The sequence below is a fragment of the Enterobacter sp. MG-EB028 genome, from assembly GCF_056673305.1.
Window position 1 is genome coordinate 1388680 of sequence record NZ_CP195079.1, and the last position, 13613, is coordinate 1402292.

Annotated in this window: 12 protein-coding genes; 6 read left to right on the plus strand and 6 right to left on the minus strand. The window is 57.9% G+C overall.

The window, feature by feature from the left end; translation table 11 throughout:
* Positions 1 to 206: 206 nt before the first annotated feature.
* The 6 genes from kdpE to kdpF are packed head-to-tail and all read right to left on the minus strand — an operon-like array spanning position 207 to position 7992.
* Entirely contained in the window at positions 207 to 884 is a 678-nt protein-coding gene (gene kdpE / locus ACR42C_RS06545) for a two-component system response regulator KdpE (RefSeq protein ID WP_479984909.1), read from the minus strand.
* A complete protein-coding gene (gene kdpD / locus ACR42C_RS06550; RefSeq protein WP_116343901.1) occupies positions 881 to 3568 on the minus strand; it encodes a two-component system sensor histidine kinase KdpD in 2688 nt (895 codons plus the stop codon). Before kdpD ends, kdpE begins: the two co-directional genes overlap by 4 nt.
* Complete coding sequence (gene kdpC / locus ACR42C_RS06555) at positions 3569 to 4144, minus strand: potassium-transporting ATPase subunit KdpC (protein ID WP_316380485.1); 576 nt, start codon at positions 4142 to 4144, stop codon at positions 3569 to 3571. It lies immediately after the preceding gene.
* A gap of 12 nt (positions 4145 to 4156) precedes the next feature.
* Complete coding sequence (kdpB, locus tag ACR42C_RS06560) at positions 4157 to 6205, minus strand: potassium-transporting ATPase subunit KdpB (protein WP_116343903.1); 2049 nt, start codon at positions 6203 to 6205, stop codon at positions 4157 to 4159.
* 18 nt (positions 6206 to 6223) lie between these two features.
* Positions 6224 to 7903 (minus strand): potassium-transporting ATPase subunit KdpA, encoded by a 1680-nt coding sequence (kdpA, locus tag ACR42C_RS06565; protein WP_320720480.1) that lies wholly within the window; start codon positions 7901 to 7903, stop codon positions 6224 to 6226.
* Positions 7903 to 7992, minus strand: a complete 90-nt coding sequence (gene kdpF / locus ACR42C_RS06570; RefSeq protein WP_014069365.1) for a K(+)-transporting ATPase subunit F — start codon at positions 7990 to 7992, stop codon at positions 7903 to 7905. The genes kdpA and kdpF overlap by 1 nt, the downstream gene beginning before the upstream one ends.
* A gap of 309 nt (positions 7993 to 8301) precedes the next feature.
* On the opposite strand from kdpF, the gene ACR42C_RS06575 reads away from it, so the two are divergent.
* The 6 genes from ACR42C_RS06575 to pxpA all read left to right on the plus strand — a co-directional run bounded on the left by ACR42C_RS06575 (position 8302) and on the right by pxpA (position 13598).
* Complete coding sequence (locus ACR42C_RS06575; RefSeq protein WP_014069366.1) at positions 8302 to 8508, plus strand: YbfA family protein; 207 nt, start codon at positions 8302 to 8304, stop codon at positions 8506 to 8508.
* Positions 8509 to 9107: 599 nt separating this feature from the next.
* A complete protein-coding gene (phrB, locus tag ACR42C_RS06580) occupies positions 9108 to 10520 on the plus strand; it encodes a deoxyribodipyrimidine photo-lyase (protein ID WP_320720479.1) in 1413 nt (470 codons plus the stop codon).
* Positions 10521 to 10530: 10 nt separating this feature from the next.
* Complete coding sequence (locus ACR42C_RS06585; RefSeq protein WP_116343919.1) at positions 10531 to 11274, plus strand: type 2 GTP cyclohydrolase I; 744 nt, start codon at positions 10531 to 10533, stop codon at positions 11272 to 11274.
* A gap of 14 nt (positions 11275 to 11288) precedes the next feature.
* Positions 11289 to 11945 carry a 5-oxoprolinase subunit PxpB gene (gene pxpB / locus ACR42C_RS06590; protein WP_479984910.1) on the plus strand — a complete coding sequence of 219 codons (657 nt, stop codon included), beginning with the start codon at positions 11289 to 11291 and terminating at the stop codon, positions 11943 to 11945.
* Positions 11939 to 12871: a 5-oxoprolinase subunit PxpC gene (gene pxpC, locus ACR42C_RS06595; RefSeq protein WP_116343907.1), complete on the plus strand. Its 933-nt coding sequence runs from the start codon at positions 11939 to 11941 to the stop codon at positions 12869 to 12871. The genes pxpB and pxpC overlap by 7 nt, the downstream gene beginning before the upstream one ends.
* Complete coding sequence (gene pxpA / locus ACR42C_RS06600) at positions 12858 to 13598, plus strand: 5-oxoprolinase subunit PxpA (RefSeq protein ID WP_232935955.1); 741 nt, start codon at positions 12858 to 12860, stop codon at positions 13596 to 13598. The genes pxpC and pxpA overlap by 14 nt, the downstream gene beginning before the upstream one ends.
* Positions 13599 to 13613 lie beyond the last annotated feature (15 nt).

Genomic DNA, 13613 nt, shown 5'->3' on the forward strand with positions numbered 1-13613 from the left:
TCACCGTTAACCGATCAAATCAGAAATAAATATTCGTTTAAAATGAATATCGCAGATCAAAATTCTGATTTGTTGATGATGTGTTAATGGGTTGTTCTGTTAATGTTTTAAATGAGCGAAAATAACCCGCAAAAATAACGCATGGGTTATTTGTGAAATATTTTCTGAGGGATTTCGTTTTATTTAAAAATAAAGTGAATAGTTATTCAAAGCATAAATCGATAACCGATACCGGTTTCAGTTAATAGATGGCGAGGGCGAGCGGGGTCGACTTCGAGTTTCTGACGAAGATGTCCCATATATATGCGTAGATAATGACTATGTTCTACAGCATTGGGTCCCCACACCTGACTTAACAGCTGGCGCTGGGTGAGTACCTTGCCGTGGTTGTTGAGCAGTACGGCGAGCAGGCGAAATTCTATTGGCGTGAGGTGAATTTCCTCATCGCCGCGCACAATGCGCCGCGCGGCCAGGTCAACCCGGATATCCCCAAACGTGTAGGTTGGGTCAGCGGGCGTGGTTGCGCTGTGGCGGCGCAGCGCCACGCGCAGGCGAGCCTGTAGCTCGCCGATACCAAAAGGTTTAATCAGATAATCGTCCGCCCCGGCATCCAGCGCCACGATTTTATCCGTCTCTTCTGTACGGGCCGAGAGCACGAGGATCGGCATCTGGCTCCACTGACGCACTTCCCGGATAAAATCAATGCCGTCACCGTCCGGCAGGCCAAGATCGAGGATCACCAGGTCCGGCTTGCGGGTGGCGGCTTCAATTAAACCCCGCTGAAGCGTACCCGCATCATGAACGCGCAGACCATCGCCTTCCAGCGCAGCGCGCAGAAACCGGCTAATGGCGATCTCATCTTCAACAATCAGAACGTTGATCACAAATCCTCTGGTAATTCATTAAGTTCTGGCGGGGTTTCCAGAGGAAGTGTAACACAAAAACGCGCGCCGCCTTCCGGACGATTCTCCGCGGAGATGGTCCCGCCATGGACGTCAATAATTGCCTGGCAAATCGCCAGCCCCAGCCCCACGCCCGGAATGGCCGACTCCTTATTGCCGCGCGCGAATTTTTCAAAAATAGCCATCTCCTGCCCGGCAGGAATGCCCGGTCCGGTATCCCAGACGTCAAGATGAAGCGTTCCATCGTCCACCGTAGCATCCACGCCAATCCGGGCGCTGGCACCCGCATATTTGCCGGCATTTTCCAGCAGGTTGATCAGCACCCGCTCAAAGAGCGGGCCATCAACGTGAATTAACGTCAGTGGCTCGGGCATGTTCAGCGCAATATGCCGCCCGCCTAAGCCAGGTTCGAGCATTTTCAGCGCGCTGCCCACCACTTCTTCGAGCGTGAGCCACTCTTTTTTGAGGTTAAAACCGCCTGACTGGATACGCGCCATATCGAGCAAGTTATTCACCAGGCGCGTGGTATTCAGCACATGCTGGCGGATTTCGCTGGCCTGAAGGGCGTGTTTGGAGCCTTCCGCTGCCAGGTCCAGCGTCAGAATTTCTGACTGGCCAAACAGGACGGTAAGTGGCGTACGCAGATCGTGAGACAGCGCCGCCAGCAGCGAGTTACGAATGCTTTCCCGCTCGCTCGCCAGCCGGGCCTGTTCTTCGCTGGCGGTGAGCGCCAGCCGTTCCAGCGCGCTGGCAACCAGCAGGGTAAAGGTCTCCAGCAGTCGCTGCTGTTCGGGGATCATCAGCTGGCGCAGGTTGGAGGGCTCAACAATCACCAGCCCCTGATTTTTATCGGCACTGCGCAGCGGCAGAATTTGATAGGGCACGCCGGGCAGGGTGTCAGTCCCTGCGCCCGCGGGTAGCCCTTTATCAAAGCTCCAGCGCGCGATGGCTTCATCCCAGGGCGTCATGCCTGAGGCCGACGTCAGCGGGCGCAGCTTACCGTGTTCGTCAGGGAGTAAAATCAGGTTGCTGGCATGAAACGTCGAGCGAATAAACTGCTCGCTGGTCTGCACAATATCCAGCGGCGTACGGCCCACCGCCAGCGATTTAGACATCTCATACAGATGGCGCGTGCGCTGTTCGCGATAGCGGGCGATACGCGCCTGGTAGCGCACGCCGGCCGTCAGGTTCCCGATCACCAGCCCGACGGTGAGCATCACGCCGAAGGTGAGGATGTATTGCACGTCTGAAACCGCGAGCGTCCCGCGAGGATCAATAAAGAATAGATCGAAGCTGATGACGTTGATCACCGTCGCCAGTACCGACGGCCAGCGTCCGTAAAAGAGCGCCACCACCACTACGCCAAGCAGGTAGATCATCACCAGGTTGGCCGCGTCGAAGGCAATCAGCCATTTGCTGGCAATAATAGTGATCAGGGCGCAGAGCACAACGGCGACAAAACAGCCGCGAAGCTGAATGCGCCATTTATCGCTGAAGGCTCGGCTGTCCGGGGCGCGGCTGGGTAACGGCGTGGGCTTGTCATCCAGCGCCACGATCACCAGGTCCAGATCCGGCGCGCGGCGGGCCAGCTTGTCGGCAAAGGATTCGCGGCTAAACCAGCGGCGATGCTGGCGGCGGCCAATGACAATTTTCCCCAGATTATGCTCTCGCGCGTAGCGCAGTATGGCTTTATCTTCCTGTGGATCGGAGAGCGTTGCGGTTTCAGCGCCCAGCTCCTGCGCCAGGCGCAGCGAACTCAGGATCGCGCGGCGCTGGTTTTCGGGCAGAGCGTGCAACTGCGGCGTTTCGACATACACTGCATGCCAGACGCTGCCAAATTTGGCTGCCAGGCGCGCAGCGGTGCGGACCAGCTTTTCATTGCCGCTGCCGTGCCCCACGCACAGCAGGATGGCATCCCGCGTATGCCAGACGCGCTCCTGGCCCTGCAGGTCGCGCCAGGCGCGCATCTGATCGTCGACGCGATCGGCAGTACGACGCAGAGCCAGCTCGCGCAGGGCAATCAGGTTACCTTTTCGGAAAAAATGTTCGATGGCGCGCTCGGCCTGGCCGGCGATGTAGACTTTGCCTTCATGCAGGCGCTGGCGTAAATCATCGGGGGGCAGGTCGACCAGCACCACCTCGTCCGCGGAATCAAAGAAGGGATCCGGCACCGTCTCTCGCACCTGAATGCCGGTCACGCCGCTGACCACGTCGTTCAGGCTTTCCAGATGCTGAACGTTAACCGTCGTGAAAACATCGATGCCGGCTTCAAGTAGCTCTTCAACATCCTGCCAGCGTTTTGGGTGGCGTGAGCCTGGCGCATTGCTGTGCGCCAGTTCGTCCATCAGGATAAGGGCGGGACGGCGGGCGAGGGCGGCATCAATATCAAACTCAGTGACTAACCGACCACGATGGCTGATGCGGCGGGGCGGCTGGGTAGCCAGCCCCTTCAGCAGCGACGCCGTCTCTTTACGTCCGTGGGTTTCAACCACGCCGATCAGAATATCGAGCCCCTGCGCCCGAAGCCGCTGGGCTTCCGTCAGCATGGCGAAGGTTTTCCCGACGCCCGCGCAGGCGCCAAAGAAAATTTTCAGTTTGCCGCGATGGGCTTCAGCCGTCTGTTCAAGCAGCCTGTCCGGATCCGGGCGCATGGGCTCGTCGGTCATTTAGTTTTTCCTTAGCGCGTCCAGCGCCAGATTCAGCTCAACAATATTCACCACGGGCATGCCGATGAAGCTGACCAGCGGTTTTTGCGTGTGCTCAGCAACCAGCTTGCTCACCTGTTCGATGGTCAACTGACGGGCGGCGGCGACGCGCGGGATTTGCCAGGCCACTGCTGCCGGGGTCAGGCTGTAGTCCAGCCCGCTGGCCGAGGCGGTTACCAGCTCGACGGGCACCTCACGGCTGGCCTGAGGATTGGCAGCGCGCAGGGCTGCCACGCGCTCAGCAACGGCTTTATCCAGCTCAGGGTTGCTGCCCGCCAGGTTACTGCCGCCGGATGCCATCGGATTATACGGGCTTTCGGCAGTGGCGGAAGGGCGACCCTGGAAGTAACGAGCATCCGTAAAGTTCTGACCAATCAGGCGCGAACCGCGATTTTCACCGTTTTGCATAATCAGCGAGCCGTTGGCCTGATCCTTAAACCACCACTGGCCCAGCGCGGTAGTTACCAGCGGGTACAGCCCGCCGGTAATGAGAGACAGCAGAATAAACAGAAGTATAGCGGGGCGTAACATTGTCATTTGATTCACCTTTTAAACCAGCCCGAACAGGGTCAACAGCAGGTCGATAGCCTTGATACCGATGAAAGGCACCACCAGCCCGCCCAGACCGTAAATCCACAGGTTGCGGCGCAGCATGGCGGCTGCCGTAAGTGGCTTATAGCTCACGCCCTTCAGCGCCAGCGGGATCAGGAAGACAATAATCAGGGCGTTAAAGATCACGGCGCTCAGAATGGCCGATGCCGGGGAGTGCAGGTGCATCACGTTCAGCGCGTTTAATTGCGGATAGGTCGCGGCAAACGCGGCCGGAATGATGGCGAAGTATTTTGCCACATCGTTAGCGATACTGAACGTGGTCAGCGAACCGCGCGTCATCAGCATCTGCTTGCCAATGTGCACCACCTCAATCAGCTTGGTCGGGTTTGAGTCGAGGTCGACCATGTTCCCCGCCTCTTTTGCCGCCTGGGTACCGGAGTTCATCGCCACCGCCACGTCGGCCTGCGCCAGGGCAGGGGCGTCGTTGGTACCGTCACCGGTCATGGCGACCAGACGGCCTTCCGCCTGATACTGACGGATCAGCGCGAGCTTCGCTTCCGGCGTGGCCTCGGAAAGGAAATCATCCACGCCCGCTTCGGCGGCAATCGCCGCGGCGGTAAGACGGTTATCCCCGGTGATCATCACCGTTTTGATGCCCATTTTACGCAGCTGGGCAAAGCGCTCCTTGATGCCGCCTTTGACGATATCCTTCAGGGCAATCACCCCCAGCACGTTCGAGCCTTCTGCCACCACCAGCGGCGTGGCCCCCTGACGGGCCACGCTTTCGACCAGGCTGTCCACTTCTGGCGGGAAGTGGCCATTGTTTGCCTCAATGTGGCGACGAATGGCGTCAACGGAGCCTTTACGGATCATCCGGTCCTGAATGTTAATACCGCTCATGCGGGTTTGCGCCGTGAAGGGCACGAAGGTGGCATGCAGGCTCTGAACGTCGCGCTGGCGAAGGTTAAAACGCTGCTTGGCGAGGATCACGATACTGCGACCTTCAGGGGTTTCATCGGCAAGCGAGGAGAGCTGCGCGGCGTCCGCCAGCGTTTTTTCATCCACGCCCGGAGCGGGTAAGAATTCGGACGCCTGGCGGTTACCGAGGGTAATGGTCCCGGTTTTATCCAGCAGCAAGACATCCACGTCACCGGCTGCTTCAACCGCACGCCCGCTGGTGGCGATGACGTTTGCACCGAGCATGCGGCTCATGCCGGCCACGCCGATGGCCGACAGCAGGCCGCCGATGGTGGTGGGGATCAGGCAGACCAGCAGCGCCACCAGCACCGTGATGGTGACCGCGGTGCCGCCGTAAGCGGAGAACGGCCACAGCGTCGCGGTTGCCAGCAGGAAGACGATTGTCAGGGCCACCAGCAGGATGGTCAGGGCGATTTCGTTAGGTGTTTTACGGCGCTGGGCGCCTTCCACCATGGCGATCATCCTGTCGAGGAAAGTTTCGCCCGGGTTGACGCTGCACTGGATCACCAGCCAGTCGGAAAGAATGCGCGTCCCGCCCGTCACGGAGGCAAAATCGCCGCCGGATTCACGGATCACCGGCGCGGACTCTCCGGTAATGGCGCTTTCGTCTACCGATGCGCCACCCTCAATGACTTCACCGTCGCAGGGGATGATGTCTCCGGCTTCCACCAGCACCACATCGCCTTTGCGCAGTTCATCCGCCGGAACGTGGTCCATCTGCGCGCCGTATTTCGGCTCACGCAGCTTGCGCGCAAACGCCGTTTTTTTCACCCCTTTCAGGCTGTTGGCCTGCGCTTTACTCCGGCCTTCCGCCAGCGCTTCCGCAAAGTTGGCAAACAGCACGGTAAACCACAGCCACAGGCTGATGGCGCCGGTAAACATCGCGTTTCCCGGCATGTGGCCCGTCCCCATGGCAATCGCCAGGGCGGTGGTCAGGACGCTTCCCGCCCAGACAATAAACATCACCGGGTTGTGCCACTGCACGCGCGGGCTCAGCTTTTTGACCGCATCCATAAGCGCCTGACGAACTAACGTCGGTTCGAGCAGGGCCAGTTGTTTACGACTCATGACAAATACTCCGCAAAATCAGCGTAAAGAGAGAGTTTCCGCGACCGGGCCTAACGCGAGGGCGGGGATAAAGGTCAGGGCGCCGACCAGCAACACGGTGCCCGTCAGCAGGCCGATAAACAGCGCGCCGTGGGTCGGTAATGTCCCGGTGGTGGTCGGTTGAATTTTCTTATTCACCAGCGATCCGGCAATCGCCATGACCGGCACAATGACCCCGAAGCGACCCACGAACATGCAGAACGCCAGCAGGCAGTTCCAGAACGGTGAGTTGGCGCTTAAGCCCGCAAAGGCGCTGCCGTTGTTGTTGGCGGCAGAGGAGACTGCATAAAGCACTTCACTAAAGCCGTGAATGCCGGGGTTAAAGATGCCGCTGCGTCCGGCCTCGGTCATCAGCGCCAGCGCGGTGCCGAGCAGCACAAGCGCCGGGGTGACCAGAATCGCCAGCGCGGTTAACTTCATCTCGCGAACGTCGATTTTTTTACCGAGGTATTCCGGGGTGCGGCCAATCATCAGACCGGCAATAAATACCGCCAGCAGTACGAACAGCAGCATGCCGTAAAGACCTGAACCCACGCCGCCAAACACCACCTCGCCAATCTGCATCAGCCACATCGGGATCATGCCGCCAAGCGCGGTGAAAGAGTCGTGCATGGCGTTCACCGCCCCGCACGAGGCCGCCGTAGTGACCACCGCATACAGGCTGCTGGCGAGAATGCCGAAGCGGCTCTCTTTCCCTTCCATATTGATATTGCTATTCGCCCCAAGCTGCATGAAATGGCTGTTACCGTTCCATTCCGCCCACATCACCAGCGCCACGCAGACCACGAAGATCAGCGACATGGTCCAGAGCAGGGTGCGGCCCTGACGGCGATCGTTGACCACGTCACCAAAGGCAAAGCAGAGCGCAGCGGGGATCAGGAAGATCGCCAGCATCTGCACAAAATTGGTCAGGGCGGTAGGGTTTTCAAACGGATGCGACGAGTTGGCGTTGAAGAAGCCGCCCCCGTTCGTCCCGAGCATCTTGATGGCTTCCTGTGACGCCACTGGCCCCATCGGCAGGAGCTGTTTTGCGCCTTCAAGCGAGGTATAAGGCGTGTAAGGCAGCAGGTTTTGCAGGCTGCCCTGCTGAATAAAGAACAGCGCGATAAGCAGCGCAATCGGCAGCAGGATCCACAGCGTAATGCGCGTTAAATCCACCCAGGCGTTACCCAGAGTACTGATTTTTTGACGCGCAAACGCACGCGTCAGCGCGAAAATTACCGCGATACCACTGGCGGCAGAGAGGAAGTTCTGCACGGTTAACCCAGCCATCTGGCTGAAATAGCTGAGCGTGGTTTCACCGGCATAGGACTGCCAGTTGGTGTTGGTAACGAAACTGACTGCCGTATTCAGCGCCAGGTGCCAGGACAGGCCCGGCAACTGTTGCGGATTCAGCGGCAGGATGCCCTGAAGCATCAGCATGGCAAAAAGTGCAATCAGCCCGACAATATTCAGCAGCAGAATGGCGATCAGATATTCACGCCAGCTCATCTCCCGATCGTCGATTCCCAGTACGCGCCAGATCCCTTTCTCAACGCTTCCCGTGCCGGGCAGGGGGACGTTGTTGATAAGCCGTGCCAGTCCCGTTCCCAGCGGCCTTGCCAGAACGAACAATACCACTAAGAAACTGGCAATAAGCAAAAACGCCTGAGCAGTCATCAGAATGCCTCCGCGTTAATCAGGGCATAGACCAGATAACCCAATAACAGGAACACCAGCACGATGCCGGCAATAAGACCTGCACTCACAATCCACCTCCGGGTGACTTTTGTTGTTGTGCTAACGGTAGGATTTACGGCGCAAAGATTTCGCAAAAATGCGGAGGGCGGATGTAAAAAAAGTATAAAAATGCCAAAGGCCACAAATTAACTATTGATAAGTAAACTGTTAACTTTTTTGTAACTTAATTACGGCGGAAGTGTAAATATTCACTAAATGGATAAAAATAAGTGGTCGGATGAGTAGTAAAATTACACGCAAAGCGATATTATTTTAGCCAGGTCACAGATTTCACATTTTCCGGAGAAGATTTCCGGCCAACTACAGGGGAGAAAAATATGGATCTTTATAAAGAGTATCCGGCTCATATCGTGTTCATGCGTCGCACTTTCGCCGTAGTGGCTGGCGTGCTGGCCCTGCCGGTGATGCTGTTCTGGAAAGATCGTGCGCGTTTTTACAGTTATCTGCACCGCGTCTGGGCGAAAACCAGCGAAAAGCCGGTGTGGATGGATCAGGCCGAGAAAGCGACCTGCGATTTCTACTGAAACGACGCTGACGCGTAGCTATAAAAAAAACCGCCAATAGCAATATGGCGGTTTTTTTGTCCCTCGGGATTCGCGGTCCGTTGGGTGGTCTTGCAGCCCCTACCCGGGATTCTTATCATACCCTCCTGTAATCAGATGGCAACCCCTCGAAACCTTTATAAATTCCTAATTTTATTCGAGTATCTTACCTTTATAGCGGATGTTAATTATGATGCTGCGTCCCTTTCCGCCATCTCGCAAATGGGCATCGGTCCTGGGAAAGGTGTATTTACAGCCGTAAAGCAGCCCGCCTACCCGGGCTTGTGTCCACCGACTTATCACCGGTGGTGAACGGTGGAGCGGTTAGCTGCAGGGACCGCATAATGAAACGCTATTTTTGCATCGCGTTCATTGTCGCCAGCGTACTCGTTGTAAAGAGCGATGAACCGAATGTGTTTGTCGCTTTAACTACGATAGCGCAGGACAAGTAGCGTTAAGGCCGCCTCGAGCGGCCTTTTTTATTTCATCCCGTCTACACTTCATGGCAAAGTAGTTCAATGCATGCTTTTTCCTTTTACGGCATGCCCTTATGGACATAATGGATATTCGCCTGGAGTTTTATGCCCACCCATCTGGTTTGGTTTCGCGCGGATTTGCGCGTACATGACAACATCGCACTCGCGGCGGCCTGTCGCGCCAAAGACGCTAACGTATTGGCTCTGTTTATGGCTACGCCCGAGCAGTGGCGGCAGCACGATATGGCTCCGCGGCAGGCGGCTTACCTCAAATCCCATCTGAACGAACTGCAACGCGCGCTTGCCGAAAAAGGCATTCCGCTGATCTACAAAGAGGTCAGCGATTTTACCGCGCAGCTTCATATGCTGCAGGAGATATGCCAGCAGAACGGAGTTACACATCTTTTTTATAACTACCAGTACGAACTGAACGAACAGCAGCGGGACCGCCAGCTGGAGAAAATGCTCGAAGAGGTGGTTTGTGAGGGATTTGATGACAGCGTGATGCTGGCACCGGGCAGCGTGATGACTGGCGGTCACGAAATGTATAAAGTGTTTACGCCGTTTAAAAATGCTTTTGTTAAACGCCTGAAAGAGGCGCTGCCGGAGTGCGTACCTGCGCCCGCCGTCAGAGGGGAAGTTATAACCAATCAGCCTGAATTAACGTTTAACTATCCCCAACAGGCATTTGATGAACTACTGTTTCCTGCCAATGAGAAGGCCGCTATTGCGAAGCTGCGCCAGTTTTGCAAACAGGGTGCTGGAGAGTACGACGCGCGCAGGGATTTCCCGGCAATTGAAGGAACAAGCCGTTTATCGGCAAGCCTGGCGCTGGGCGTGCTCTCTCCTCGCCAGTGTTTACATCGTCTTCTGGCCGAACAGCCGCAGGCGCTGGACGGAGGGGCGGGCTCGGTGTGGCTGAACGAACTTATCTGGCGTGAATTCTATCGCCATCTGATGACGTATCATCCCGATCTCTGTAAGCATCGTCCGTTCATTCCCTGGACCGATAACGTCAAATGGCAGCACGATGAGGCACTTTTACAGGCCTGGAAAAAAGGGGAGACGGGCTTTCCGATTGTTGATGCCGCCATGCGCCAGCTAAATGAAACCGGATGGATGCACAACCGTCTGCGAATGATTACCGCCAGCTTCCTGGTGAAAGATCTGCTTATCGACTGGCGCGTCGGGGAGCGCTATTTTATTTCTCAGCTGATTGACGGTGACCTGGCGGCGAATAACGGCGGCTGGCAGTGGGCGGCCTCTACCGGCACCGATGCGGCTCCCTATTTCAGGATTTTTAATCCGACTACCCAGGGGCAAAAATTTGATGCTAACGGCGACTTTATTCGCCGCTGGTTGCCCGCGCTCAGGAACGTTCCTGCAAAAGCGATCCACGACCCGTGGGCATGGGCGGATAAACAGGGCGTAAAGCTCGATTATCCCCGCCCGATCGTTGACCATAAACAGGCGCGCGTCGCCACGCTGGCGGCGTACGAGGCCGCACGAAAAGTTTGAGAGAATGATGATGAAAAACAGTGAACTGGAACGCCTGATTAACGAAAAGCTTAATACCGCCTCCTTCAGCGACTACGGCCCGAATGGCCTGCAGGTGGAAGGGCGCGAAACGGTGCAGAAAATCATCACCGGCGTGACGGCAAGCCAGGCGCTGCTGGATGAGGCGGTGCGTCAGGACGCCGATGCGGTGATTGTCCATCACGGCTACTTCTGGAAAAACGAATCGCCGATTATTCGCGGCATGAAGCGCAATCGCCTCAAAACGCTGCTGGCGAATGACATCAACCTGTACGGTTACCATCTGCCGCTGGATGCACATCCGGAACTGGGGAATAACGTCCAGCTGGCGCAGCTGTTGGGGATTACCGTAATGGGCGAAATCGAGCCGCTGGTGCCGTGGGGTGAACTGTCGATGCCGGTACCGGGCCTGGAGCTGGCTTCCTGGATCGAGGCGCGCCTGGGGCGTCGTCCGCTGTGGTGCGGCGATACCGGGCCGGATAAGGTGAAGCGTGTGGCCTGGTGTACCGGCGGCGGTCAGGGCTTTATCGACAGCGCCGCGCGCTTTGGTGTCGATGCGTTTATTACCGGCGAAGTCTCCGAGCAGACGGTTCACTCCGCCCGCGAACAGGGGCTTCATTTTTACGCGGCTGGTCACCATGCAACCGAACGCGGCGGTATTCGCGCCCTCAGCGAGTGGCTGACGGAAAATACCGATCTTGATGTGACTTTTATTGATATTCCTAATCCGGCCTGATGAGAGGTAGTTAAGTGCAGCGAGCGCGTTGTTATCTTCTGGGTGAAACCGCAGTCGTTCTGGAGCTTGAACCGCCGGTTACGCTCGCCACGCAGAAGCGTATCTGGCGACTGGCACAGCGTCTGCCGGACATGTCGGGCGTCGTTGAGGCCATTCCGGGTATGAATAATATCACGGTGGTGTTGCGTAACCCGCACACGGGGGCGCTGGATGCGATTGAGCGCCTGCAGCGCTGGTGGGAGGAGAGCGAAGCGCTGGAGCCTGAATCGAGGACGATTGAGATCCCGGTTGTTTATGGCGGTAAGGGTGGCCCCGATCTGCGCGTAGTAGCCGAACACTGTGGGCTCACGGAAAAGCAGGTTGTTGAACTGCACAGCTCGGTGGAGTACGTCGTCTGGTTTCTGGGTTTTCAGCCGGGCTTTCCGTATCTGGGCGGACTATCTCCCCGGCTGCATACCCCGCGTCGGGCCGAACCGCGCCTGAGCGTTCCCGCGGGAACGGTGGCGATTGGCGGTGAACAAACCGGAATTTATCCGCTTATCTCACCGGGTGGCTGGCAGCTTATCGGGCACACCTCCATGCCGCTATTTGAACCGGGGCAGGATGCGCCGATCCTCCTGCAACCGGGTGATACCCTGCGCTTTATCCCGCAGAAGGAGGGGGTATGTTAACGCTTATTCGCGCGGGGCTTTACACCTCCGTTCAGGATGCCGGGCGCTTTGGCATGCGCCAGTCCGGCGTGAGCTACTGCGGCGCGCTTGACCGCCCATCTCTGGAGATTGCCAACTTGCTGGTCGGCAACCCGGGCAGTACGGCGGCGCTAGAAATTACTCTGGGTCAGTGTGTGATTGAGTTTGGTCAGGAGACCTGGTTCGCCTTAACCGGCGCGGGCTGCGACGCGACGCTGGACGGCAAAGCGGTGTGGACCGGCTGGCGTCTGCGGGCGAAGGCCGGGCAGCGCTTGACGCTCAAACGTCCGCTCCACGGTGTGCGCAGCTATCTTGCGGTGGCGGGGGGCATTGACGTGCCGGAGGTATTGGGGTCATCCAGTACCGATCAAAAAGCGGGCATCGGCGGACATGAAGGGCGCCTGCTGCGCGACGGGGATCGCCTGGCGATTAAGCCGTCAGCGCGCCATTTTTCCACCACGCAGGGCGTAAAACAGCTGCTGTGGGGGAACGTGATCCGCGCCTTGCCGGGACCGGAATATCAGGAGTTTGATGAGGCCTCGAAAGAGTCGTTCTGGCGCGCGCCGTGGAAGATCAGCCCGCAGAGTAACCGCATGGGCTACCGTCTGCAGGGGCAGCCGCTGACCCGCACGACGGACCGGGAGCTGCTTTCCCACGGCTTGCTGCCGGGCGTGATTCAGGTGCCAGGCAACGGGCAGCCCATCGTGCTGATGAACGATGCGCAAACCACCGGCGGTTACCCGCGCATTGCCTGTATTATCGACGCGGATCGCTACCATCTGGCGCAAATTCCTCTCGGCCAGCCGATTCATTTCGTGCAGTGTTCGCTGGAGGAGGCGCTGAAAGCGCGGCAGGATCAGCAGCGTTATCTCGAACAGCTGGCGTGGAGGCTTGATGGTAAAGATTGATTTAAACGCCGATCTGGGGGAGGGCAGCAGCGCCGATGCGGAACTGATGACCCTGGTCTCCTCGGTCAATATCGCCTGCGGCTTTCATGCGGGGGATGCGCAAACCATGCTGGAGAGCGTGCGTAATGCCATTAAAAACGGCGTGGCGATTGGCGCTCACCCGAGCTTCCCTGACCGGGAGAACTTTGGCCGCACGGCGATGGATCTGCCCCCTGAGACGATCTACGCGCAAATGCTCTACCAGATCGGTGCGCTGGAGGCGATGGTGCGCGCTGAGCACGGCGTGCTGCGCCACGTGAAGCCGCACGGTATGCTCTACAATCAGGCGGCGAAAGATGCTGCTCTGGCGGACGCCATTGCCCGCGCGGTGCGGGACTGCAATCCGCAGCTGATTTTGGTGGGCCTGGCGGGCAGCGAGCTTATTCGCGCCGGAGAGCGCCTGGGGCTGACGACGCGGCAGGAAGTCTTTGCCGATCGGGGATACATGCCGGACGGCAGCCTGGTTCCGCGCACGCAGGCCGGTGCGCTGATTACTGATGAAGGCAAAGCGCTGGCGCAGACGCTGGAGATGGTGCGCGCCGGGCGGGTTACCGCCGTGGATGGAACTTCGGCAATTGTTCAGGCCGATACGGTGTGTTTACACGGCGACGGTGAGCATGCACTCCAGTTCGCGCGCCGCCTGCGGGCAGCGTTCTCTGAAGAGGGCATCCTCGTCAGCGCCGAATAATGACGATAAGGATAC